Genomic DNA, 23334 nt, shown 5'->3' with positions numbered 1-23334 from the left:
CGGCTCGGGTGCCTCATGACGCCTCCCTCAGCGCCGCCGCGATCGTCGCGCGCCCGATCGGTGCGGCCAGCGCACCGCCGGTGGCCCCGAGGCGGTCGCCGCCGTTCTCGACGAGTACCGCGACCGCGACTTTGGGTGCCTGAGCGGGCGCGAAGGCGATGTACCAGGCATGCGGCGGCGTGTTGCGCGGGTCCGTGCCGTGCTCCGCAGTGCCGGTCTTGGATGCGATCTGCACGCCGGCGATGGCTCCCTTCTGCTGCGTCACCTGCTCGGCGGCGACCATCAGGTCCGTAAGTGTATCTGCGACCTGCTCGGGTACCGCTCGCCGCTGTTCGGTGGGCGCCGTGGTGGCGATCGTCGCCAGGTCGGGGCCCTTGAGGCTGTCCACCAGGTACGGCGTCATGGTCACACCCTTGTTGGCGACGGTCGCGGCGATCATCGCGTTCTGCAGTGGCGTCACTGCGACGTCCTTCTGTCCGATGCTGGACATGCCGAGCGCCGCGTCGTCGGCGATCGGGCCGACTGTGGATTCGGCGACCTGAAGCGGGATCGCCGGGGCCGGGGTGTCCACCCCGAAATCGGCTGCGGTCGAGCGCAGCGCGTCGGCGCCGGTATCGACACCGAGCTGGACGAACGCGGTGTTGCAGGAATGGGCGAAGGCGTACTCCAGCGTGGCGGTCGGCCCGCCACCGCAGGACATGCCGCCGAAGTTCTCCAGCGTCGCGGTGCTGTTCGGCAACGGTATCTGCGGCGCCGCGGTCAGCTGCGTCTGCGCGGTGGCGCCGGACTGCAGCGCGGCGGCGGTGGTGACGACCTTGAACGTCGATCCGGGCGGGTAGGTCTCGGAGATCGCGCGGTTCAGCAGCGGCGAGTCGGGGTCGTCGCGCAGCGCCTCCCATGCGGCGGCCTGCTCGGTGATGTCGTGGGTGGCTAGCAGATTCGGGTCGTAAGACGGTGCCGACACCAGCGCCAGGATCTTCCCGGTCGACGGCTCCAGAGCGACCACGGAACCCTTGCACGGGCCGTTGCAGCCGTCCTCCATCGCGTCCCACGCGGCCTGTTGGACCTCGGGGTTGATGGTGGTCGACACGTTGCCGCCGCGCGGATCGCGGCCGGTGAAGAAATCGGCGAGCCGACGCCCGAACAGCCGCTCGTCGGAGCCGTTGAGGACGGTGTCCTCGGCGCGCTCCAGACCGGAGCTCGAGTAGCTCAGCGAGTAGAAGCCGGTGACCGGCGCGTAGGCCTGCGGATCCGGGTAGACGCGCAGGAAGCGGAAGCGGCCTTCGGTCTTCACCGAATAGGCGAGCAGCTGGCCGCCCGCGGAGATCTGGCCGCGCTGGCGGGAGTACTCGTCGAGCAGCACCCGCTGGTTGCGCGGGTCGGCGCGGAGCCCGTCGGCGGTGAAGACCTGCGTCAGGGTCGCGTTGGCCAGGAGCAGCACGATCAGCGCCATGATCATGACCGAGATACGGCGAAGCGAGGTGTTCATACTTTCTGGATCACCTCGGTGCTGGCGCCCGCGATGTTGCCCGGGGGCAGGGCCTTGGTCGAGATCGGCTTACGGGCGTTGTGGGAGATGCGCACCAGGATGGCCAGCAGCAGATAGTTCGCGACCAGAGACGAGCCGCCGTAGGACATCCACGGCGTGGTCAGGCCGGTCAGCGGGATCAGCTTCGTGACACCGCCGACGACGATGAACAACTGGATCGCCAGCGTCGCGGACAGGCCGGCGGCCAGTAGCTTGCCGAAGCTGTCGCGCACCGCGATCGCCGTCCGCAGACCGCGGATGATGACGATGGTGTAGAGCATCAGCACAGCCGAAAGGCCAACCAGCCCAAGCTCTTCCCCGATCGCGGCGATGATGAAGTCGGTGGACGCCGCCGGTACGGTGCCGGGCTGTCCGTTGCCGAGACCGGTGCCGAAGATGCCACCGGTGGCGAAGCTGAACAGCGACTGCACCATCTGGTAGCCGGCCCCGTCGGGATCGGCGAACGGGTCGCGCCACGTCTGCACCCGCACCCGCACGTGGTCGAACATGTAGTAGGCGACCACGCTGCCCGCGGCGAACAGCCCCAGGCCCAGCACCACCCAGCTGAACCGCTCGGTCGCGATGTAGACCATGACCAAAAACGACGCGTACAGCAGCAGCGATGTTCCGAGGTCCTTCTCGAAGATCATCACGCCGATCGACGCGATCCATGCCGCCAGCAGCGGCGCGAGGTCACGCGGGCGCGGCAGATCCATGCCCAGGACGTGCTTGCCGGCGCTGGTGAACAGGCTGCGCTTGGACACCAGCACCGATGCGAAGAAGATCAGCAGCAGGATCTTGGAGAACTCGGCCGGCTGAATCGAGAAGCCCTCGAACTGGATCCAGATCTTGGCGCCGTTCTGCTCCGACATCGACCGGGGCAGCACCGCCGGGATCGCGAGCAGGATCAGGCCGGCCAGTCCGCACACGTAGCCGTAGCGCGACAGCATGCGGTGGTCGCGCAGGAAGATCACCAGCGCGGAGAATCCGAGCACCCCGGCCAGCGTCCACAGCATCTGCTGGTTCGCGGTACCGCCGAGACCCTGTGCGGTGGCCTGGCCCTCGGGCAGGTCCAGGCGGTGGATCATCACCAGGCCGAGACCGTTGAGCAGCGCCACCACCGGCAGCAGCAGCGGATCGGCGTACGGGGCGAAGCGGCGCACGGCCAGATGCGCGCCGGTGAACAGCGCCAGATACGCGACGGTGTACTGGGCGAGGTCCCAGCGCAGGCCCTGTTCCTGGTTGGCCTCGACCAGCAGCAGCGCGAGGGTCGTGATCGCCGCCGCGAATGCGAGCAACGCGAGCTCGGCGTTGCGGCGGTTCGGTAGCGGCGGCGCGACCGAGACGACGGGCTGCGGCTGGGTCGTCATGCGACTTCCCGGCAGTTCGTTCCCGGTTCAGGCGGCGGTGGCGGCAGCGCGGTGACCGTCGGGGAGGGGGACGGGGTGGGCGGGGGAGCGGGGGTCGCCGATCCCGACGGGGACGGCGGGGCCGACGCGCGAGGTGTCGTGGGCGCGGGGCTGCTCGGACGCGGATTCGCCGACGGCGCAGGCGATTCCGGCGCGCCGGAGGTCGACGTCGGGGCGGGCCGCGGTGACGCGGACGCCGGCGCGGGAGACGGAGCCGGGGTGGGGGACGGCTTGGGTGTCGAGGTGGGCGTCGGGGTCGCGCACACCGGCAACACGGAGCTGCGGGACAGTTCCTCGATCTGGCCGATGGCCTCGTCCAACGAGCCGGACGGCAGCCCGGCGATCACCTGGGCGCGCTCGGAGGGACGGATATCACCGACGGCGAGGAGCGTGCAGTCCCGGGGGTCACCGGACTGGTCGGCGCTGATGAGGGAGAGTTCGTTGCGGTTGTTCAGACATCCGAGGAGATATGGCTCCTGCAAGGACACTCCGAGAAAGGAGCCCTGAACACCCCGCATGATGGAGACGGTGCCATCGTGCTCGCTGACGTAGTAGTTGTTCCGCACGATCTCGCGTCCGACTGCCAGGCCCGCCAGCACCACAAGGACCAGCACGGTCGCGGCGATGATCATGCGCCGACGCGACGCAGGGCGCGGCGGGGGTTCCTCGGGTTGCGGCACAACACGTTTGGCTGCGTTGCGTTTCGGATTGAACGCCGACGCGCGGCCTGCCGCGGTGTTCGGCGGGGCGGTCTGGTCGTCGTCGCCGGACACCGCCCCCGCCAGGATCGGCTGGGTCTGCCCGTAGTCGTAGTCGACGACATCGGCCACCACCACGGTGACGTTGTCGGGACCGCCGCCGCGCAGGGCCAGCTCGATGAGGCGGTCGGCGCTCTCGGCGACATCGGGGATCTGCAGCGCCTCGGCGATGGTGTCCTGGCTGACCGGGTCCGACAGCCCGTCCGAGCACAACAGGTAGCGGTCGCCGGCGCGGGCTTCGCGCATGATCAGCGTCGGCTCGACCTCGTGGCCGGTCAGCGCGCGCATGATCAGCGACCGCTGCGGGTGGCTGTGGGCCTCCTCGGCGGTGATCCGGCCCTCGTCGACCAGTGTCTGGACGAACGTGTCGTCTTTGGTGATCTGGGTGAGTTCGCCGTCGCGCAGCAGGTAGCCGCGGGAGTCGCCGATGTGCACCAGCCCGAGCCGATTGCCGGCGAACAGGATCGCCGTCAGCGTGGTGCCCATGCCCTCGAGCTCGGGGTCCTCCTCGACGTGCGCGGCGATCGCGGCGTTGCCGTCGCGCACCGCGGCGTCGAGCTTGCTGAGCAGGTCGCCGCCGGGCTCGTCGTCGTCGAGGTGGGCCAGTGCGGCGATCACCAGCTGCGAGGCGACCTCACCGGCGGCGTGGCCGCCCATGCCGTCGGCCAGTGCCAGCAGCCGAGCCCCCGCGTAGACGGAATCCTCGTTGTTGGCGCGCACCAACCCCCGGTCGCTACGGGCTGCATATCGAAGAACCAGTGTCACGGGCGCAACTCGATCACCGTCTTGCCGATCCGCACCGGTGTGCCCATCGGAACTCGTACCGCTGTCGTCACCTTCGCCCTGTCGAGGTATGTACCGTTGGTTGATCCTAGGTCCTCTACGTACCATTCCGGACCTCGCGGGGAGAGCCGGGCGTGGCGGGTAGAGGCGTAATCGTCGGTCAGCACGAGCGTCGAGTCATCGGCCCGGCCGATCAGCACCGGCTGGGTGCCCAGCGTGATGCGGGTGCCGGCCAGGGCGCCCTCGGTGACGACGAGCTGCCGCGGAACCGTCCGCCGGCCCCTGCTGGGCAGGATCGTCCCGCGCAGCGCCAACCCGCGACGCACCATCACCGCACCGGTCGGCGCGTAGATGTCGGTACGCAGGATGCGCAGCACAGACCAGATGAACAGCCACAGCAGTAACAGGAAGCCGACACGGGTCAGCTGCAGAACAAGCCCCTGCATCTGACGTCCTCTCCGTCCCGTCCCGTCGGCACGCCACCTTGTGGGGCGTCGATCGACGTGGCGTGCACGCGACCGCTTCCCTCAGCGGCGCGCCGTCAGTGAACGCGGACGATGATCTCGGAGTGTCCGAGCCGGATGACGTCGCCGTCGGCCAGCTGCCACTCCTGAACCGGAGCGTTGTTCACCGTGGTGCCGTTGGTGGAGTTGAGGTCTGACAATAGCGCGACATGACCGTCCCAACGGATTTCCAGGTGCCGTCGTGACACACCCGTGTCGGGGAGACGGAACTGCGCGTCCTGTCCGCGGCCGATCACATTGGCGCCTTCACGCAGCTGGTAGGTGCGTCCGCTGCCGTCGTCGAGCTGCAGCGTGACCGTCGCACCGGCCGGGTAATCGCCCTGTCCGGCGCCGTAGCCGCCGTACCCGCCCTGCTGTCCGGCAGGCGCGCCGTAGCCCTGGTCGCCATAGCCCTGATCGCCGTAACCCTGGTCGCCGTAGCCGGCCGGGGCCTCGCCGTAGCGGCCGTAATCGGGCTGGCCGTAGTCCTGGCGTCCGTAGGGCTGTTGGCCGTATCCGCCCTGGTCCGGGTAGCCGCCCTGCTCGGGGTAGCCACCCTGGTCCGGGTAGGCCGGACGGCCCTGACCGTAGCCACCCTCGTCGGGACGGCGGCCGTAGTCGTAGTCGTTGGACGGAGCGCCGTAGCCGGGTCCGCCGGGGGGCGGGCCGTAGCCGGCAGGGGGGCGCTGCTCGTAGTTATGCGGCGGGTAACCGCCCGACGGCGGGCCGTAGCCGGCCGGGGGGCGCTGCTCGTAGGACGGCGGGGGATAGCCACCCTGTGGGTAGCCGCCCTGGTCTGGGTAACCGCCCTGCTCCGGGTAGCCGCCGCGGGGCGGGTAGCCCTGATCCGCAGGCGGGTAGCCGCCCTGATCCGCAGGCGGGTAGCCGCCGCGCTGGTCTTCGGGGCGGGGGTCCTGGCGGGGGTAGCCCTCTTCTTCGGGGCGGCCCTCGGGACGGTTTTCGGGACGGTTGTAGTACTCGTCTGGCCGACCCTGTCCTGGGCCGCCGCGGTAGCTCGGATTGTCGGTCATCGCTGGTACTCCTGGTTCTGCCTGGGACGTGACGTCTCGTGAAGGTGGAGCGGGTTCATCTGTGGCCGCGTCGGGATTGACCACGCCACGCGCGCGAAACTGTCCGGTGTGCAGGGTGGGTGACTGCTCGAATCTGACGACCACATCACCATACGTTTGCCATCCCTGCTCATGGATGTATCCCTCCAAGTGCTTGGCGAACGTGGTCGCGGTGATGTCCGGATCGGCATTCACCTTCCGAAAGTCAGGCACACTGAGGGTAATGACGTAGTCGTTCGGGGCCAAAATGCGTCCACCGTGGACTTTACGAGCGCCCGCATCGGCTTCCCGCTGCAGAAGCGACTCGACTTCCGCGGGGACGATGGAGCCGCCGAACACCCGGGCGAAGGCATCACCGACCGAATCCTCGAGCTTGCGCTCGAAGCGGCCGACGAGTCCCATGGTCCTGTTCGCCTCCGTCATCTCCGTCATCGACTGGGTGTTTTCTGCTCGCACCACGCCGCCACCGGCGCGTCGACCGGCAGCGATGCTTGCATGCATGCTATCGGCCATGTGTGCGCACGCGGGACCAACAGTTCTCTGAGAAACCCATCGGTGCTGGTCACGGATCTGTGTGTACCCGTTTTGGAGAACAAGGGGGTGCCGAAGTACGGTTGGGATGCCGGGAGCGGTGCGTGATAGGCTCCCTCGGTCATTCGGGCGAGTGGCGGAATGGCAGACGCGCTGGCTTCAGGTGCCAGTGTCCTTCGGGACGTGGGGGTTCAAGTCCCCCTTCGCCCACACGAGACAAGGTCGCGGACTCTTCGGAGTCCGCGACCTTCGTCGTTGTCGGGGTGCGTCTTCCGCCGGTGGCGCGGGTGACGCTGGCCCCACGCCGCCGCGAGACTGCGCTCAGGGTCGTGATCTGACAGATTTCACGACCCTGGTGTAGATCTCGTGATCGGTTGAGCCGCAGTCGTTTTCGCGCGCGTCAGTTGTCGGGCCCGGATGGTTGTATGGGTCCATGCGTCCCGGCAGCGCACCGTCGTTCATCCCGAGCCCGCCTCGGGAGCTTCAGCTGGAGGCGTTGTTCGACGAGCTCTCCGAGTTGGCTGGTCAGCGCAACGCCATCGACGGGCGCATCGTGGAGATCGTCGCCGAGATCGACGGCGACCAACTCTGGGGTGCCACCGGGGCCCGCTCGCTGGCGGCGTTGGTGGCCTGGAAGCTGGGTACGTCACCGCGCAATGCCGAGACGATTGTCGCTGTGGCCGATCGGCTCGGTGAATTTCCCGTCTGTGTCGGAGGGCTCAAGGAGGGCCGCTTCTCCCTGGATCAGGTCGGGGTGATCGCCGAGCGCGCCGGGGAGGGTTCCGACGACCACTACGCCCAGCTGGCCGAGAACGCCTCGGTCAGCCAGCTGCGCACCGCGGTCAAACTCGAACCCCGCCCCGACCCCGAACCGGAGGTCGATCCGCACACCGAAGAGGGTGACGATCCGCTCCCGCCGCCGATGCCCGACGAGGCGATCACCACCACCTGCGACGCCGACTACACCTATTGGCACATCAAACTCACCCACGACAATTCCGCGATCTTCGCCTCGGCACTGCAATCGCACAAAGACGGGCTGATCGCCGAATGGAAACGCGACCACGAGACTGACAGCGGCTCGCAGCCGCAGCGTCCGCCGCTGCCCGGCAAGGTCGCGGCGTTCAAAGCGCTGGTGCGCTCCGCCTGGGACGCCGAAGCGTTCCGCCGCCCACACGGCCAGCACACCACGGTGGTGGTGCACGTCGACGCCGACACCAAAGTCGCGGCACTGCATCGGGGGCCGATGCTGACCAACGAGGAGCGCCGCTACCTGTCCTGTGACGCCACGTGCGAGGTGTGGTTCGAACGCCACGGCCGGCCCATCGGTGCCGGGCGGACCACCCGCACCGTCAACCGGCGGCTCCGGCGCGCACTGGAACACCGCGACCGCACCTGCGTCGTCCCCGGCTGCGGATCCACCCAGGGGCTGCACGCTCACCACATCGTGCACTGGGAAGACGGCGGGGAAACCGAGCTGGAGAATCTGGTGCTGGTGTGTCCGTATCACCATCGCGCGCACCACCGCGGGGTGATCATCATCACCGGGCCCGCCCACCGACTCCTCGTCGCCGATCACCTCGGGAAACCACTGACGCCCGGGTCGCTGGCACACCCGCCGACCGCACCGCCACCAGGCGTCCCGCCCTACCGCGGGCCGTGCGGTGAACGCGTCCAATGGAAGTGGTACCACCCCTACGAACCCCTGCCGCCGATGCGGAACTGAGGCGCCCCGCTCGGCCGTCCTCATCCCGGTTTGGAACCCGAATCGGATCGGAGTCCCATCGCGGCGACGTAGGGTCGACGGGTGGAGTTGCTGCTCGGAATCGACATGGGGACGGGAAGCACCAAGGGCGTCCTCGTGGATACCTCGGGGTCGGTGATCGCCACGGAGACGATCGCGCACTCGATGGATCTGCCGCGACCCGGGTGGGCCGAAGTCGACGCCGAAGCGGTGTGGTGGCGCGAAGTCTGCACCATCGCCCGCGCGCTGACAGCCAGGATGCCCAGCGGGAGTCGGCTCGGGGCGATGTGTGTCAGCGGTGTGGGTCCGTGCCTGGTGTTGTGCGATTCCGATCTGCGGCCGCTGCGCCCCGCGATCCTGTACGGCATCGACACCCGCGCGACCGCCGAAATCGAGGATCTGACAGCCGAATTCGGCGAGCAGAACATCCTGGATCAGGCCGGCACGCTGCTGTCGAGCCAGGCGGTCGGCCCGAAACTCGAGTGGGTGCGCCGGCATGAGCCCGATGTGTTCGACCGGGCCAGGGGCTGGTACGGGTCCAACTCCTACATCGCGGCGAAGCTGACCGGCGAATACGTGATGGACCACCACACCGCCAGCCAGTGCGACCCGATGTACGCCACGCGGGAGTTCGACTGGAACCGGCAGTGGGCCGAGCGCATCAGCGGTCATCTCCCGTTACCACGGTTGGTGTGGCCGAGTGAGGTGGTCGGAACCGTCACCGCCGAGGCCGCCGAGGCGTCCGGGATACCGGTCGGCACCCCGGTCGCGGCGGGCGCGGTCGACGCGTACTCCGAGGCGTTCTCGGTAGGCGTGCGAGCGCCCGGCGATCAGATGCTGATGTACGGCTCGACCATGTTCATCGTGCAGGTCATCGACGAGTACTACAGCGATCCGGCGTTGTGGACCACCGCCGGAGTCGCCCACGGCAGCCTCGCGTTGGCCGCGGGTACCTCGACCGCGGGCAGCATGATCAACTGGTTGCAGACGGTGACCGGTGGGGACTCCTTCGACGACCTGATGGTCGAGGCGCGAGTGGTTCCACCGGGCAGTGACGGACTGCTGGTGCTGCCCTATCTCGCCGGCGAGCGCACGCCGGTGTTCGATCCGCAGGCCCGGGGGGTGGTCGCCGGGCTTACCCTCCGGCACACCAGGGGCCACCTGTTCCGGGCGGCCTACGAGGGCATCGCATTCGGTATCCGGCAGATTCTGGAGCGCTTCGACGACGCCCACACCGCGACCAGGACGGTCGCGGTCGGGGGCGGGCTGCGCAGCCCGATCTGGGCCCAGATCGTCAGCGACGTCACCGGGCGGTCGCAGTTGGTACCCGAGCAGGCCATCGGGGCGAGCTACGGCGACGCGCTGTTGGCCGGAATCGGCGCCGGACTGGTACCGGCGACGACGGACTGGGCGCGAATCGCCCGTGAGATCGAACCCGACCCGGCCAACCGAGAACTCTACGAGGAGCTGTACGCGGGCTGGCGCGAGCTCTACCCCGCCACCCGAGCCCAGGTGCACAGGCTCGCGAACATGGATCGCCGCGAGCCTCAGCCCATCGTGTAACCGCCGTCGATCGCGATGTCCACACCGTTGATCATGGCCGCCATGTCGGAGGCCAGCCACACCACGGTGTCGGACACCTCCTGGGGAACGGCGAAGCGGCCCAGCGGAATCCGTGCGAGCATCGGTGCGGACTTCTCTTCGTCGCCCCACACCCGCTGCCCCATCTCGGTCAGCACCACCGTCGGGCAGACGGAGTTCGCCCGAATGCCGTGCGGTCCGAGTTCCCGGGCGAGCACCTTCGTCGCCATCACCAGACCGGCCTTCGACGCGCAGTACGCATAGTGGTCGGGCAGCGGAGCCAGCGCAGCCGCCGACGCCACGGTGATGATCGACCCGCCGGTGCCCGCAGCCACCATCGCGGCGCCGACCGCCGAGGCCAGGAGCGCCGGGGCCCGCAGGTTCACCGTGATGGTCGTGTCGAACTGGGCCGGGTCGGTGTCGATGACGGGCTGCGGGTACGAGACGCCGGCGTTGTTTACCAGGACGTCGAGCCCGTCGAACGCCTCGACGGCGATCCGCGCCAACTCCGCGGGCGCGTCGGGCTGGGCCAGGTCGACGGCAGCCGTGTGGATCCGGACACCGAACCGGTCGGCCAGGGAGGCCCGCGCGGCGGTCAGCTCACCCTCGTCGCGGCCGCTGAGCACCAGATCGGCGCCGGCGGAGGCGAACGCCTGCGCGATGTCGGCACCGATGCCCTTGGTCGCGCCGGTGATCAACGCGCGCTTGCCGTCCAGCCGGAGTGTACCCGCGTACCGGGGCATCGTTATTGTCGTCACGCCTTCTCCAGGTGAGTGAGGATCGCCGTCGCCGTGGCAGGGTCGGTGACGAGTTGATTGAAATAGCCGCCGAGGGCACCGGCGACGATCGAGTCGATCTTCTCGGCGCCGATCGCTACCGCGATGGTGACCGGAATGTGGCGTAGCGCGTCCAGTTCGACGGCGATGAGCCTTCCGCTGCCGTCGAATTCGACCGGATCGCCGGCCCGGTCGTAGAACCGCGAGCACACGTCACCGACCGCCGCCCGCAGGGAAGTCGACTCGGTCGGGACGAACCGCGGGATGTCCGAGCGCATCAGGGGCGGTGCACCGACTCCCATCAGGGCGCAGCGGGCCTGCGGCCAGAGGTCCAGCACGCGTTGGATGCTCGGGTCGTTGCGCAGCGACGGGTAGAGGTCCGGGCCCGGAAGTGCCGGGGCGAAAAGATAATTGGGCCGACCGGACACCCTGGCCGCGACCAGCCGGGTGATCTCGTTGGTCTGGTACCACGCCTCGGGCTGGTCATTCCCGCCCACTGTCGGCGCGACCAGAACCCCGGGCAGCGGCGGCAGGTCGTACTGCGCGACCTCGTACACCGTCCGTCCCGACGACACCAGCAGCACGTCCCCGGCCAACAGACCGGCCGCCGACAGTGCCCGGCCGACGGCGGGGGCGAGCACACCACCCATCACGTCGAGGGTGGTGCGGCCCGGGCCCGGAGCCGGAACCGGCAGGCTCAGGACGACTTTCGCCAACGACAGCGCGCGGGCCAACCGGTCGGAGAGGTCGCCGACCTCCATGTCCGACGGCGCTACCACCTCGATGCGGACGATGCCGCGCCGTTTGGCCTCGGCCAGCAGCCGGCTGACGGTCGCCCGGCTGGTCCCGAGCTGAGTGGCGACTTCGGCCTGAGTCGCCTCCTCGGAGTAGTAGAGCTTGGCCGCCTGATACAGCAGCGACGCCGGAAAATGCCCGGCCTCGCCGTCAGTCGGACCGGCGGGGGCACCTGCGGGAGGCGGCGGCTTGGCGTGGCTTGCCATGCCAGGAGTATGCCATTTGAGCACCTGTGCACGGCAGATGTTCGCTGAACAAGTGTTCTGGACATTCGTGCACAGGGGGAGTTAGTGTGACTGCACCCACATCGCCCGACCGCGGTGATGACCCTGAATCCGCCGACATCCCCAGGAGCGCTGATGTCCGATCCGACACCCGAGAAGATGCAAGCGGTGGTGTGCCACGGTCCGCACGACTACCGACTCGAAGAGGTCGCGGTGCCGACGCGGCGACCGGGCGAGGCGCTCATCAAGGTCGAGGCCGTCGGCATCTGTGCCAGCGACCTCAAGTGCTACCACGGTGCGGCGAAGTTCTGGGGCGACGAGAACCGTCCCGCCTGGGCCGAGACCATGGTGATCCCCGGTCATGAATTCGTCGGCCGGGTCGTCGAACTGGACGACGAAGCCGCCCAGCGGTGGGGCATCGCAGTCGGTGACCGCGTGGTCTCCGAGCAGATCGTCCCGTGCTGGGAGTGCAGGTTCTGCAAGCGCGGCCAGTACCACATGTGTCAGCCGCACGACCTGTACGGCTTCAAGCGCCGCACCCCGGGCGCCATGGCCAGCTACATGGTGTATCCCGCAGAAGCACTGGTGCACAAGGTCTCCCCGGAGGTGCCGGCACACCACGCGGCGTTCGCCGAACCGCTGTCGTGTGCGTTGCACGCCGTCGAGCGCGCACAGATCACGTTCGAGGACACCGTCGTGGTGGCCGGGTGCGGGCCCATCGGTCTCGGTATGGTCGCCGGCGCCAAGGCGAAGAGCCCGATGCGGGTGATCGCGCTGGATATGGCGCCCGAGAAGCTCAAGCTCGCCGAGAAGTGCGGCGCCGATCTCACCATCAACATCGCAGAGCAGGACGCCGAGAAGATCATCAGGGATCTCACCGAGGGCTACGGAGCCGACGTGTACCTGGAGGGCACCGGCCACACCTCGGCGGTGCCGCAGGGGCTCAACCTGTTACGCAAGCTCGGACGTTATGTCGAGTACGGCGTCTTCGGCAGCGAGGCCACCGTCGACTGGAGCATCATCAGCGACGACAAGGAACTCGATGTCCTCGGCGCGCATCTGGGCCCGTACTGCTGGCCGGCCGCGATCAAGATGATCGAGTCCGGCGCGTTGCCGATGAACGAGATCTGCACCCACCAGCTGCCCCTCACCGAATTCCAGAAGGGGCTCGACCTGGTGGCCAACGGCAAGGAGTCGGTCAAGGTCTCCCTGATCCCGGCGTAGCGAAAGCGACTGTGATGAGCCCAGATACCCCGAGCGGACCCCATCGCCTCGGCGCACACCGACCCATGACACGCCGAAACATGCTGGCCGCCATGGGTCTTGCCGGAGCGGCGGCGGTCAGCCTGCCGGTACTGTCGGCGTGCGGGGTGGGCGGCCGAAGCAGTGCACCCAACGGGGCAGCGGACGTCACCGGCGGCTTCGACTGGAAGAAGGCGTCCGGTCAGACCATCAACATCCTGCAGACCCCGCACCCGTACCAGGTGTCCTACCAGCCGATGCTTGCCGAGTTCACCGAGCTGACCGGCATCGACGTCAACGTCGACCTGGTGCCCGAGGCGGACTACTTCACCAAGCTCAACACCGAGTTGGCGGGCGGCACCGGAAAGCACGACGCGTTCATGCTGGGCGCCTACTTCATCTGGCAGTACGGCCCGCCGGGATGGATCGAGGACCTGGGCCCGTGGCTGCAGAACTCCTCGGCCACCTCTGCCGAGTACGACTTCGAGGACATCTTCGACGGCCTGCGGACCTCCACCCGATGGGACCTGACCACCGGGCAACCGCTCGGCAGCGGCGGCCAGTGGGCCATCCCGTGGGGCTTCGAGAACAATGTCGTCGCCTACAACAAGGCCTATTTCGACCGGCGGGGCATCCGGCTTCCGGACAACTTCGACGATTTCATCCAGTTGGCGATCGACCTCACCGACCGATCGGCCAACCGGTACGGCATCGCGACCCGCGGATCGAAGTCCTGGGCGACGATCCACCCCGGCTTCATGACCCAGTACGTCCGGGAAGGGGCCGTCGACTACACGTTCGACGGCACCGAATTGATCGCCGAGATGGCCAGCGACCGGGCCGTGGACTTCACCCGCAAGTGGATCGAGATGCAGCAGAAGGCCGGTCCGACGTCGTGGACCACCTACGACTATCCCAACGCCACGGGAGATCTCGGCGACGGGACGGCGATGATGGTCTACGACGCCGACAGCGCCACCTATCCGAAGAACAAGCCCGGCGCCAGCGCCGAAGCGGGCAACCTCGGGTGGTACGCAGGACCGGCCGGGCCCGACGGCAACTACAAGACCAACCTGTGGACGTGGAGTTGGGCGATGAACGCCAACTCCGCCAACAAGCTGCCGGCCTGGCTGTTCATCCAGTGGGCCACCGGCAAGGAATCGATGACGAAGGCCGTCGAGGGCGGTATCTTCGCCGACCCGGTCCGAAAGTCCGTGTTCGACAGCACCTTCAAGCGGGTCGCCGGCAACCAACCCGGCTATCTCGAGGCCTTCGAAACCGTCATCGGCTCGTCCAAGATCCAGTTCACCCCGCAGAAGAAGTTCTTCGACACCACCAAGGACTGGGCGGTCGCCCTGCAGGACATCTACGGCGGTGACGACGCGGCCTCCCGATTGCGCAGCCTGGCGAAGACCAACACCTCCAAGGTCAACCTGTAGGAGCCGGCGACATGACTTTGCAGACCTCCAAGCAGCCCGCCGCACCGGCAGATCAGGCCGACGCGGGATCGGCGCGCACCGCACCCGAGGTGCCGACCTGGCGGCGCCGGTTGCGCCCGTACCTGCTGTCGGTCCCGGCCGTGGTGATCGTCATCGGCATCCTGTATCCGTTCGCGGTGGGTGCCTACTACGCATTCCTGAACTATGCGGCGGTCAACCCCGATCCGCGTTTCGTCTGGTTCGACAACTTCCGATCCGTGCTCGGGGACCAGATCTTCTGGGAGAGCGTCAAGGTCACCGCGATCTTCGCGGTGGTCGCCACCGTCATCGAGACGGTCATCGGGGTGGCGCTGGCGCTGCTGCTGAACCGCTCGTCGCTGATCGGCAAGGTGTTCGAGAAGGTGCTGATCCTGCCGCTGATGATCGCACCGGTGATCGCGGGCGTGATCTGGAAACTGATGTTCAACCCGCAGTTCGGGATTCTGAATCATGTGCTGGCGCTGGGTAACACCTTCGACTGGCTGTCGGCGACCAATGCGCTGTGGTCGGTGATCCTGGTCGATCTGTGGATCTTCACCCCGTTCGTCGCGATCCTGGTGCTGGCCGGGATCCGGTCACTGCCCAAGGAGCCGTTCGAGGCGTCCGACGTCGACGGCGCGAGCTGGTTCTACATGTTCCGCAAGCTGATGCTGCCGATGCTGTGGCCCTACATCCTGGTCGCGGTGATCTTCCGGTTCATGGACAACCTCAAGGTGTTCGATCACATCTACGTGTTGACCGCGGGCGGTCCCGGTGTGGCCACCAGGACCCTGCAGATCGGTGCGTTCGAGGATTCGATCATCAACCTGGACTACTCCCGCGGCAGCACCTACATGCTGCTGCTCTGGGTCATCGTGTTCATCACGGCGCGCTACCTGGTCAGCGTGCTGGGCAAGGCGCAGCGCCGCGCTGCCGGGGCGGAGTCGTAGACATGGCAACTCTGAAGGAGCGTTTCAGCCGCGCGGAACTGCAACCCGGTCAGCGGAGGTGGTCGATCGGCGCGGTCGCCGCCGACGTCGGGTTGGTGTTCTGGTTCGTGTTCTCGCTGTTCCCGATCTTCTGGATGTTGTTGCTGGCGTTGAAGAACGCCGAGGAGCAGACCACCACCTACTTCGCGTTCAGTCCGACGCTGGAGAACTTCGTCACGGTGCTGAGCAACAAGGGCACCGAGATGACCAGCGTCGACTTCAAGGCCTCGCTTCTGACCAGCCTGCTCAACTGCGGCGGCGCGGTGATCGTGTCGCTCGTCATCGGCATCCCGGCCGCCTACGCCGCGGGCCGTTGGCAGTACAAGGGCAGCAACGACCTGATGTTCACCATGCTGTCGTTCCGGTTCGCACCCGAACTGATGGTGATCGTGCCGCTGTTCGTGATCTACAACCAGATCGGGCTGTTCGACACCAAGGTCGGCATGATCTGGGTGCTGCAGTTGGTCACCATGCCACTGGTGGTGTGGATCCTGCGGTCCTACTTTCAGGACCTGCCCGAGGATCTCGAGCAGGCGGCGCTGCTGGACGGATACACCCGGCGGCAGGCGTTCGTGATGGTCGCGCTGCCGATCGTCCGGCCCGGTATCGCCGCAGCCGCGCTGCTGGCCTTCATCTTCGCGTGGAACAACTACGTGTTCCCGCTCATTCTCGCCGACAGCAATGCCGGCACGGTGACCCTTGCGATCACCAAGTTCCTCGGCGGCGGCGGGCAGGCGTACTACAACCTGACCGCGGCGGCCGCCATCATCGCCGCGCTACCCCCGCTGATCCTGGCTCTGACCATTCAGAGGTATCTGGTGCGCGGCCTTTCATTCGGGGCGGTGAAGGCCTGATGGCAACGGTGTCGATGGTCGACGTGCACAAGTCGTTCAAGAAGGGCGGCAGCACGATCGCCGCGGTGGACGGCGTCTCGGTGGACATCGCCGACGGGGAGTTCTTCGTGATCCTGGGCCCCAGTGGCGCGGGCAAGACCACCACCCTGAAAGCACTGGCCGGCCTGGTCGACATCGACTCGGGGTCGATCCACATCGGCGGCACCGACGTCACCCTGGTGGAGCCGTACCACCGCAACGTCGCCATGGCGTTCGAAAGCTATGCGCTGTACCCGCAGAAGACCGTCGCCGAGAACCTCGCCTCGCCGCTGAAGTCCGGCCGGACGGGCCGCTACACCGAGGCCGAGCGGGCCGAGCGCATCGACCAGGTCACCTCAACTCTCGGAATCAACCACCTGCAGAAGCGATTTCCGCGGGAGCTGTCCAACGGGCAGCGTCAACGTGTGGCGCTGGGGCGGGTACTGGTCCGCCCGGCTGATGTCTACCTGCTCGACGAGCCGTTGAGTCACCTCGACGCCAAGTTGCGGGCGTCGATGCGCGCCGAACTCAAGCAGCTCGGTGCGATGAGCAGCACCACCACGATCTACGTCACGCACGACTATCAGGAGGCGCTGGCGCTGGGGGACCGCATCGCGGTCATGCGTGACGGCCGGCTGGTGCAGATCGGGCGTCCGGAGGAGATCTGGCGCCGACCGGTGGACACCTTCGTGGCCAAGGCGGTCGGTCAGCCCGAGATCAACCTGCTCGACGGTGTGGTGGACACCGGCCGGATTCGGCTCGGTGACGGCACGTTCGACGTTCCCGTCCCACCTGAGACGACGTGTCAGCGCGGCGACCGGGTCCGGGTGGGATTGCGCCCCTCCGACATTCAGGTCGGTGCGTCCGACGAAGCACCCCGCGGGCGCGTCGTTCTCGCCGAGCGGCTGGGCCGCAACATCGAGCTCACCGTCGACATCGGCGGCACCCAGCTGGTCGTACTGGCCGAGGGCCGCGGTGGCGTGGGCGAAGGCGCCGAGGTCACGCTGACCGTCGCCGACGCCGACGTCCATCTGTTTGCGATCGGCGAGGGCTCCACGCCGTCGCTGCGAACTTCCGGCCAAGAGCCGGTGTTGGAGGCGGCACAGTGACATCGACCACTCGGACGACTTCGACGACGAAGCAGACCCGGGGAAGCGGTGCGACGGGGACGGCGGCAGCGCAGAGCCTTACGCTGACCGATCTGGTCAAGGTCTACCGCGGCCGGGAGGACGTGCCCGCGGTCAAGGGCATCAACCTCGCGATCGAAGCGGGGGAACTGGTCGCGCTGCTCGGCCCCTCGGGCTGCGGGAAGACCACCACGCTGCGCATGATCGCCGGACTGGAGACGGTCACCAGCGGATCCATCCGGATCGGGGACCGGGAGGTCTCCCAGCTGCCTGCCGCCAAGCGTGGTGTCGGAGTCGGCTTCGAGAGCTACGCGCTCTACCCGCCGATGTCGGTGCGGGAGAACCTGCTCTACGGCCTGAAGGCCCGGAAGGTCAAGGGCGCCGAGCAGACGGTGGCCGCGATCAGCCGCCGACTCGAGCTCGACGACATGCTCGAGCTGCGGCCCGCGGGCCTGTCCAGCGGGCAGAAGCAACGGGTCGCGCTGGCCCGGGCACTCGTGCGGAATCCACCGGTGCTGTTGCTCGACGAACCGCTGAGTCACCTCGACGCGTCGGCGCGGCAACGGGTGCGCCGCGAACTCAAGGTGCTGCAACGTGAATTCGGATACACGACGATCGTGGTCACCCACGACCAGGTGGAGGCGTTGTCGCTGGCGGACCGGCTGGCGGTGATGGACGCCGGCGTGGTCCAGCAGTTCGGCACACCCGACGAGGTGTTCGACGATCCGGCCAACCTGTTCGTGGCCCAGTTCGTCGGCGAACCGCAGATCAACGTGCTGCGCGGTGTCGCCCGGGTCCACGAGGGCCGCGTCCGCGTCGAGATCGGCTCCGGTGCAGGCGGTCTGGACACCAGCGTGGATGCGTCGGCTTCGGGTCTGCAGGACGGCGCGACGGTCGACGTCGGAATCCGGCCGCAAGACTGTGTGATCGGTGGCGCCACCGGTGACGGGATCACCGCGACGGTCGCGTATTTCGAGCACCTGCTGGAGTTCGGGCTGTTGACCGGCACCGTGGCCGGGCTGGAGGACGGTCTCGTGGTGCAGACGCCCGCGGCCGACTCGTATGAGCCGGAGCAGCGAGTGGCCGTGACCGCGCCCCCCGAGCGCGTGTATCTGTTCGACGCCGAATCCGGAGACAGGTTGCGATGACGAAGCTGTGCAACGACCCCGCCCGGTTCACCGAGGACATGCTGGTGGGGTTCCTCGACGCGAACGCCCGCCACGTGGTCGGTGTGCCCGGCGGCGTGGTGCGCGCGCACCAGACCCGGCCGGGGAAGGTGGCCGTCGTGATCGGCGGCGGGTCCGGGCACTATCCGGCGTTCTGCGGCACCGTGGGGCCCGGGTTCGCCGACGGCGCGGTCGTCGGCAACATCTTCACGTCGCCGTCGGCCGAGGAAGCCGCGTCGGTGGCGCGCGCCGCCCACTCCGACGCGGGCGTGCTGCTGACCACCGGCAACTACGCCGGCGACGTGATGAACTTCGGTCTGGCCGTGACGCAGCTGCGCAGCGAGGGAATCGACGCGCACTACTTCGCCGTGACCGATGACGTCGCCAGCGCACCCCGCGGTGACGAGCCGAAACGACGCGGCATCGCCGGGGACTTCACGGTTTTCAAGTGCGCGAGCGCGGCAGCCGAGGACGGGCTCGACCTCGCCGGTGTGCTCCGGGTCGCGGCGGCGGCGAACGCGGCCACCCGCACGCTCGGGGTGGCGTTCGACGGATGCACGTTGCCGGGCGCTGACGCGCCGCTGTTCACGGTGCCGGAGGGGCAGATGGGCGTCGGCCTGGGCATCCACGGAGAGCCTGGGATCGCCGAGGAACCGCTGCCGACGGCAGCCGGGTTGGCCGCCACCCTGGTCGACGGTGTCCTGGGCGACCGCCCCGACGCTGAGGCCGGCCGCATCGCGGTGATCCTCAACGGACTCGGTCGCACCAAGTACGAGGAACTGTTCGTGGTGTGGGGCGAGGTCTCGCGACTGCTGCGCGAGCGTGGATACGTCGTCGTCGAACCGGAGGTCGGTGAACTCGTCACCAGCCTGGACATGGCGGGTTGTTCGCTCACCGTGATGTGGCTCGACGATGAACTGGAGCGGTACTGGACCGCACCCGCTGACACCCCGGCCTACCGCAAGGGCTCAGCCGTGCCGGCTGCGGCCGGTGAACTCCGCAGCCCGGATGACGAAACGATAACGGCGGCAACACAACCCGCTGACATCGCGGACGACGAGGGCCGCGCCGCCGGCCGGCTGGTCGCCCGCGCCCTGGCAGCCGTGGCCGCAATGCTCGCCGACGCCGAGGCCGAGCTGGGCCGGATCGACGCCGTCGCCGGCGACGGGGATCACGGCCGCGGCATGGTGAAGGGCTCCTCGGCAGCGCGGGACGCCGCAAGCGAGGCCGCCGACGCCGGTGCGGGACACGGGTCGGTGCTCAGCGCCGCGGGCAAGGCGTGGGCGGCCAAGGCCGGCGGCACGTCCGGTGTGCTGTGGGGCGCGCTGCTCACGACGGCGGGGACCCGTCTCGGCGACACCGGCACCCCTGACTCCGCGGCTGTTGCGGCCGCCGTGCGGGACGGCTACCAGGCACTCGTCGACCTCGGCGGGGCGGCGCCGGGCGACAAGACGATGCTCGACGCGCTGCTGCCGCTGGTCGACGAGCTGGACCGGCGAGTGTCTGACGGCGTCCCGCTCGGTCAGGCCTGGCGGCACGCCGCCGAGGTGGCCACCGCCGCGGCCCGGGCGACGGCGGAACTGCGCCCGAAGGTCGGGCGGGCCCGTCCGCTGGCCGAACGCAGCGTCGGCACGCCCGATGCCGGCGCCACCTCACTGGCGATGTGTGCGCACGCGGTCGCCGAGTGCCTCACATCTGTTGCGCAAGGAGAAGACTGATGGACAAACTGCGGATCGTCGTCGGCGCTGACGACGCCGGTTACGAGTACAAGGAAGCGCTCAAGCGCGACCTGGATTCCGACCCGAGGGTGGAGGTGGTCACCGACGTCGGGGTGGGGGCCGACGAGGACACCGCCTACCCGCACGTCGCGGTCGAGGCGGCGCGGATGGTCGCCGACGGCAAGGCCGACCGGGCTCTGCTGGTCTGTGGAACCGGACTCGGCGTGGCGATCAGCGCCAACAAGGTGCCCGGCATCCGCGCGGTCACCGCGCACGACGGCTTCTCGGTGGAACGCTCGGTGTTGTCCAACAACGCGCAGGTGCTGTGCTTCGGTCAGCGCGTGATCGGGTTGGAGCTGGCCCGCCGGCTCGCTCGCGAATGGTTGGGCTACCAGTTCGACCCGCAGAGTGCGTCCGCTGCCAAGGTTGAGGCGATCGAGAACTACGAACATCCGGTCGCGAACTAGCGATGGCCGAGGCACTGCTCGAATGTTCGGGCATCAGAAAGAGTTTCGGCGGTGTGCCGGTACTGCAGGGGGTCACCCTGCACCTGGAACCGGGAACGGTGACCGCGCTGGCGGGCGAGAACGGTGCGGGTAAGTCCACATTGATGAAGATCGTCTCCGGCCAGTACGCCGCCGATTCGGGCACCGTGTCGGTGCACGGGAAGACGCTGGCCTCCGGGAACACCCGCGACGCAGTCCGGCACGGCGTGGCGATCGTCCCGCAGGAGCTGGCGTCGATCGAGGACATGACGGTCTACGAAAACCTTTTCGTGGGGCGGGAGTTGACGCGCGGTCCGTTCCTGAACCGGCGCGCGATGATCGCCGAGGCCAGGGAGACGCTGGCCGTGTTCGACGTCGCGATCTCCCCGACCGCGAGGATGGGTAGCCTTCCGGTCGGTCTGCGACAGATCGTCGAGATCGTCAAGGCGGCCCGCACCGGCGCTCAGGTGGTGATGCTCGACGAACCCACCTCGGCGATCTCCGAGCGCGAGGTCGAAGGCCTCTACCGGATCGTGCGTCAGATGCGCGACCACGGGGTGGCGATGGTCTACACGACGCACAAGATGGCCGAGATCCGCGCCATCGCAGACCGGGTGGTGGTACTGCGCGACGGTGGGCTGACCCTGGACAAGGCGATCGACGATGTCTCCGACGACGAGATCGTCACCGCGATGATCGGCCGTGAACTCGACACCCTGTTCCCCGACCGGTCCGACCCCGGCGACGAACCGGTGCTCGAGGTCTCCGACCTGCACGTCGACGGTGCCTCCGGGCCGGTGTCGTTCACGGTCAGAGCAGGCGAGATCGTCGGGCTGGCCGGGCTCGTCGGCGCCGGTCGCACCGAACTGCTGGAGGCGATCTTCGGAGCCCGGCACAGCACCGGTGGCAGCGTGACCGTCCGCGGGCAACGCCTCAGACGGAACCAGCCGGCCGCCGCGATCACGGCGGGGATGGCGATGGTCCCCGAGGACCGCAAGCACTCCGGTGCGGTGCTGTCGATGAGTGTGCTGGACAACGCGACACTTCCGCGGATGTCGGCGTTCTCGGTGGCAGGCTGGCTGCGCGGCAAGGCCCGCAACACGGCGGTCGAGAAGGCGACGAGCTCGGTGCAGCTGCGCAGCCGTGGTCTCAGCCAGGAGGTCGGCACGCTCTCGGGCGGCAATCAGCAGAAGGTCGTGCTGGCGCGGTGGCTGACCGGGGACGTCAACGTGCTGCTGCTCGACGAACCCACCCGCGGGGTCGACGTCGGTGCGCGCAGCGAGATCTACCGGATCATCACCGAGCTGGCCGCCCGCGGTATGGCCGTGTTGATGGCGTCGTCGGACATGCCCGAGGTGGTCGGCCTGTCACACCGGGCCTTCGTCATGAGGGAGGGGCGGCTGGTCGGTGAGTTGGACCGGGATGCACTCGACCACCCCGCCGTGCAGGAGTCGGTCTTCCGGCTTGCGACCGCGCTCGACCCCACCCCGCAGACTTCGTCAGTTTCCACAGATCAGGAGGCCGTATCGTGACCACCAGGCTTGACGGGGAGGACACCGCGTCCTCCCGGGCACCGAGTGTGGCATCGCCGGTCACCGGCGAACCGGTGCGGCTGTTCTCGCGCGAGTGGTTCGCCGGGATGGCGCTGCGATACGCGATGGTGCTGGTGATGCTGCTTGTCATCGCCTATTTCAGTTACCGCAGTGCACGTTTCGGCACGGTCGACAACCTCGTCACGATCCTGGTGGCCGCGGCTCCGTTCGCGCTGATCGCCCTCGGGCAGACGCTGGTCATCCTGACCGGCGGCATCGACCTGTCGGTGGGCAGCGTCATCGCGGTGTCGGCGATGGCCGCCGCGGCCACGGCCAAGGCCAACCCCGGCCAGGTCTGGCTGAGCGTGCTCGTCGCCATGCTGGTGGGTCTGTCGGTGGGATGCGTGAACGGGTTCCTGGTGTCGCGCCTCAACGTTCCACCGTTCATCGCGACACTGGGCACCCTGACCGCGGGCTCCGGCCTGGCCTATGTGATCGGCGGCGGCGCACCGATCAACGGGCTGCCCGCCGAGTTCGGTTCCATCGCCAACACCAAGATCCTCGGACTGCAGGTGCCGGTGCTGCTGATGATCGTCGCCATCGTCGCGCTGGCCGTCATCATGAAGCGCACCACCTACGGCATGCGGGTCTACGCGGTCGGCGGCAATCGCGTCGCCGCCGAGATCGCCGGCATCAACGCCAAGAACGTGCTCTTCAGCGTCTACGCGATCTCCGGCCTGCTGGCCGGGCTGTCGGGCGTCATGCTGGCCTCGCGCGTCATCTCGGGACCGCCGAACCTGGGGCAGGGTTACGAACTCGACGCGATCGCCGCGGTCGTGATCGGCGGCGCGAGCCTGATGGGCGGGCGCGGGTCGATCTGGGGAACCGCACTGGGCCTGTTGATGATCCAGACGCTGAACAACGGACTGGACATCCTGGTCGTGCCCGCCTACTGGCAGGACGTCATCAAGGGCGTGCTGATCGTGGCCGCGGTCGCCGTCGACGTGTGGTCCTCCCGCCGAAGAACGTGACGGGCGCACCCGG

General features: G+C 68.3%; 19 protein-coding genes and 1 tRNA gene. 13 read left to right on the top strand and 7 right to left on the bottom strand.

All coding sequences use genetic code 11. The features are described from left to right. Nucleotides 1–13: 13 nt before the first annotated feature. From pbpA to NTM_RS06755, 5 genes are all read right to left on the bottom strand, one after another. The gene (gene pbpA, locus NTM_RS06775) at nucleotides 14–1489 is read right to left on the bottom strand and encodes a D,D-transpeptidase PbpA (RefSeq protein WP_163765854.1); all 1476 of its coding nucleotides are present in this window, start codon (nucleotides 1487–1489) and stop codon (nucleotides 14–16) included. Continuing rightward, nucleotides 1486–2898: a peptidoglycan glycosyltransferase RodA gene (locus tag NTM_RS06770; protein ID WP_104864420.1), complete on the bottom strand. Its 1413-nt coding sequence runs from the start codon at nucleotides 2896–2898 to the stop codon at nucleotides 1486–1488. The genes pbpA and NTM_RS06770 overlap by 4 nt, the downstream gene beginning before the upstream one ends. Then, complete coding sequence (locus NTM_RS06765; RefSeq protein WP_163765853.1) at nucleotides 2895–4460, bottom strand: PP2C family protein-serine/threonine phosphatase; 1566 nt, start codon at nucleotides 4458–4460, stop codon at nucleotides 2895–2897. Before NTM_RS06765 ends, NTM_RS06770 begins: the two co-directional genes overlap by 4 nt. Continuing rightward, a complete protein-coding gene (locus NTM_RS06760) occupies nucleotides 4457–4924 on the bottom strand; it encodes an FHA domain-containing protein FhaB/FipA (RefSeq protein WP_083142692.1) in 468 nt (155 codons plus the stop codon). Before NTM_RS06760 ends, NTM_RS06765 begins: the two co-directional genes overlap by 4 nt. 95 nt (nucleotides 4925–5019) lie before the next feature. Continuing rightward, the gene (locus tag NTM_RS06755) at nucleotides 5020–6453 is read right to left on the bottom strand and encodes an FhaA domain-containing protein (protein WP_163769402.1); all 1434 of its coding nucleotides are present in this window, start codon (nucleotides 6451–6453) and stop codon (nucleotides 5020–5022) included. A 256-nt stretch (nucleotides 6454–6709) separates the two neighbouring features. On the opposite strand from NTM_RS06755, the gene NTM_RS06750 reads away from it, so the two are divergent. The 3 genes from NTM_RS06750 to NTM_RS06740 all read left to right on the top strand — a co-directional run bounded on the left by NTM_RS06750 (nucleotide 6710) and on the right by NTM_RS06740 (nucleotide 9889). Then, nucleotides 6710–6792, top strand: a tRNA-Leu gene (locus tag NTM_RS06750). A gap of 223 nt (nucleotides 6793–7015) precedes the next feature. Continuing rightward, a complete protein-coding gene (locus NTM_RS06745; RefSeq protein ID WP_163765852.1) occupies nucleotides 7016–8308 on the top strand; it encodes an HNH endonuclease signature motif containing protein in 1293 nt (430 codons plus the stop codon). An 81-nt stretch (nucleotides 8309–8389) separates the two neighbouring features. Beyond that, complete coding sequence (locus NTM_RS06740; protein WP_163765851.1) at nucleotides 8390–9889, top strand: FGGY-family carbohydrate kinase; 1500 nt, start codon at nucleotides 8390–8392, stop codon at nucleotides 9887–9889. Here the strand turns inward: NTM_RS06740 and NTM_RS06735 are convergent. Next, nucleotides 9874–10650 (bottom strand): SDR family NAD(P)-dependent oxidoreductase, encoded by a 777-nt coding sequence (locus NTM_RS06735; RefSeq protein ID WP_163769401.1) that lies wholly within the window; start codon nucleotides 10648–10650, stop codon nucleotides 9874–9876. The two genes, NTM_RS06740 and NTM_RS06735, sit on opposite strands and share 16 nt — an antisense overlap. A gap of 11 nt (nucleotides 10651–10661) precedes the next feature. After that, nucleotides 10662–11684, bottom strand: a complete 1023-nt coding sequence (locus NTM_RS06730) for a sugar-binding transcriptional regulator (protein WP_163765850.1) — start codon at nucleotides 11682–11684, stop codon at nucleotides 10662–10664. A gap of 153 nt (nucleotides 11685–11837) precedes the next feature. Here NTM_RS06730 and eltD point away from each other — a divergent pair, with 153 nt between their 5' ends. The 10 genes from eltD to NTM_RS06680 all read left to right on the top strand — a co-directional run bounded on the left by eltD (nucleotide 11838) and on the right by NTM_RS06680 (nucleotide 23321). Continuing rightward, nucleotides 11838–12926, top strand: a complete 1089-nt coding sequence (gene eltD / locus NTM_RS06725; protein ID WP_104864415.1) for an erythritol/L-threitol dehyrogenase — start codon at nucleotides 11838–11840, stop codon at nucleotides 12924–12926. A 92-nt stretch (nucleotides 12927–13018) separates the two neighbouring features. Then, nucleotides 13019–14383: an ABC transporter substrate-binding protein gene (locus NTM_RS06720; RefSeq protein ID WP_232079635.1), complete on the top strand. Its 1365-nt coding sequence runs from the start codon at nucleotides 13019–13021 to the stop codon at nucleotides 14381–14383. Nucleotides 14384–14394: 11 nt separating this feature from the next. Beyond that, on the top strand, nucleotides 14395–15351 hold the full coding sequence (locus NTM_RS06715) for a carbohydrate ABC transporter permease (RefSeq protein ID WP_163765849.1): 957 nt from the start codon (nucleotides 14395–14397) through the stop codon (nucleotides 15349–15351). Nucleotides 15352–15353: 2 nt separating this feature from the next. Next, nucleotides 15354–16244: a carbohydrate ABC transporter permease gene (locus NTM_RS06710; protein ID WP_163765848.1), complete on the top strand. Its 891-nt coding sequence runs from the start codon at nucleotides 15354–15356 to the stop codon at nucleotides 16242–16244. Continuing rightward, nucleotides 16244–17371 (top strand): ABC transporter ATP-binding protein, encoded by a 1128-nt coding sequence (locus NTM_RS06705; protein ID WP_163765847.1) that lies wholly within the window; start codon nucleotides 16244–16246, stop codon nucleotides 17369–17371. Before NTM_RS06710 ends, NTM_RS06705 begins: the two co-directional genes overlap by 1 nt. 83 nt (nucleotides 17372–17454) lie before the next feature. Further along, nucleotides 17455–18537: an ABC transporter ATP-binding protein gene (locus NTM_RS06700; RefSeq protein ID WP_232079899.1), complete on the top strand. Its 1083-nt coding sequence runs from the start codon at nucleotides 17455–17457 to the stop codon at nucleotides 18535–18537. Beyond that, nucleotides 18534–20273 carry a D-erythrulose 4-kinase gene (gene derK / locus NTM_RS06695; RefSeq protein ID WP_104864409.1) on the top strand — a complete coding sequence of 580 codons (1740 nt, stop codon included), beginning with the start codon at nucleotides 18534–18536 and terminating at the stop codon, nucleotides 20271–20273. Before NTM_RS06700 ends, derK begins: the two co-directional genes overlap by 4 nt. Further along, the gene (locus NTM_RS06690; protein ID WP_104864408.1) at nucleotides 20273–20740 is read left to right on the top strand and encodes a ribose-5-phosphate isomerase; all 468 of its coding nucleotides are present in this window, start codon (nucleotides 20273–20275) and stop codon (nucleotides 20738–20740) included. Before derK ends, NTM_RS06690 begins: the two co-directional genes overlap by 1 nt. Nucleotides 20741–20742: 2 nt before the next feature. Next, nucleotides 20743–22290 carry a sugar ABC transporter ATP-binding protein gene (locus NTM_RS06685; RefSeq protein ID WP_104864407.1) on the top strand — a complete coding sequence of 516 codons (1548 nt, stop codon included), beginning with the start codon at nucleotides 20743–20745 and terminating at the stop codon, nucleotides 22288–22290. Next, nucleotides 22287–23321 carry an ABC transporter permease gene (locus NTM_RS06680; RefSeq protein ID WP_104864406.1) on the top strand — a complete coding sequence of 345 codons (1035 nt, stop codon included), beginning with the start codon at nucleotides 22287–22289 and terminating at the stop codon, nucleotides 23319–23321. Before NTM_RS06685 ends, NTM_RS06680 begins: the two co-directional genes overlap by 4 nt. Nucleotides 23322–23334: the final 13 nt, after the last annotated feature.

This window comes from Mycolicibacterium parafortuitum (assembly GCF_010725485.1).
In the GTDB taxonomy this organism is placed as follows: Bacteria; Actinomycetota; Actinomycetes; order Mycobacteriales; family Mycobacteriaceae; genus Mycobacterium.
Note: the sequence above shows the minus strand (reverse complement) of the source record. Positions and strands in the feature narration are given on the sequence as shown.

Coding starts and splice junctions, on each gene's coding strand:
- pbpA (WP_163765854.1), bottom strand. CDS start 1,489: ATGAACACCTCGCTTCGCCGTATCTCGGTCATGATCATGGCGCTGATC.
- NTM_RS06770 (WP_104864420.1), bottom strand. CDS start 2,898: ATGACGACCCAGCCGCAGCCCGTCGTCTCGGTCGCGCCGCCGCTACCG.
- NTM_RS06760 (WP_083142692.1), bottom strand. CDS start 4,924: ATGCAGGGGCTTGTTCTGCAGCTGACCCGTGTCGGCTTCCTGTTACTG.
- NTM_RS06755 (WP_163769402.1), bottom strand. CDS start 6,453: ATGGGACTCGTCGGCCGCTTCGAGCGCAAGCTCGAGGATTCGGTCGGT.
- NTM_RS06745 (WP_163765852.1), top strand. CDS start 7,016: ATGCGTCCCGGCAGCGCACCGTCGTTCATCCCGAGCCCGCCTCGGGAG.
- NTM_RS06735 (WP_163769401.1), bottom strand. CDS start 10,650: ATGCCCCGGTACGCGGGTACACTCCGGCTGGACGGCAAGCGCGCGTTG.
- NTM_RS06730 (WP_163765850.1), bottom strand. CDS start 11,684: ATGGCAAGCCACGCCAAGCCGCCGCCTCCCGCAGGTGCCCCCGCCGGT.
- eltD (WP_104864415.1), top strand. CDS start 11,838: ATGTCCGATCCGACACCCGAGAAGATGCAAGCGGTGGTGTGCCACGGT.
- NTM_RS06720 (WP_232079635.1), top strand. CDS start 13,019: ATGGGTCTTGCCGGAGCGGCGGCGGTCAGCCTGCCGGTACTGTCGGCG.
- NTM_RS06715 (WP_163765849.1), top strand. CDS start 14,395: ATGACTTTGCAGACCTCCAAGCAGCCCGCCGCACCGGCAGATCAGGCC.
- NTM_RS06710 (WP_163765848.1), top strand. CDS start 15,354: ATGGCAACTCTGAAGGAGCGTTTCAGCCGCGCGGAACTGCAACCCGGT.
- NTM_RS06705 (WP_163765847.1), top strand. CDS start 16,244: ATGGCAACGGTGTCGATGGTCGACGTGCACAAGTCGTTCAAGAAGGGC.
- derK (WP_104864409.1), top strand. CDS start 18,534: ATGACGAAGCTGTGCAACGACCCCGCCCGGTTCACCGAGGACATGCTG.
- NTM_RS06690 (WP_104864408.1), top strand. CDS start 20,273: ATGGACAAACTGCGGATCGTCGTCGGCGCTGACGACGCCGGTTACGAG.
- NTM_RS06685 (WP_104864407.1), top strand. CDS start 20,743: ATGGCCGAGGCACTGCTCGAATGTTCGGGCATCAGAAAGAGTTTCGGC.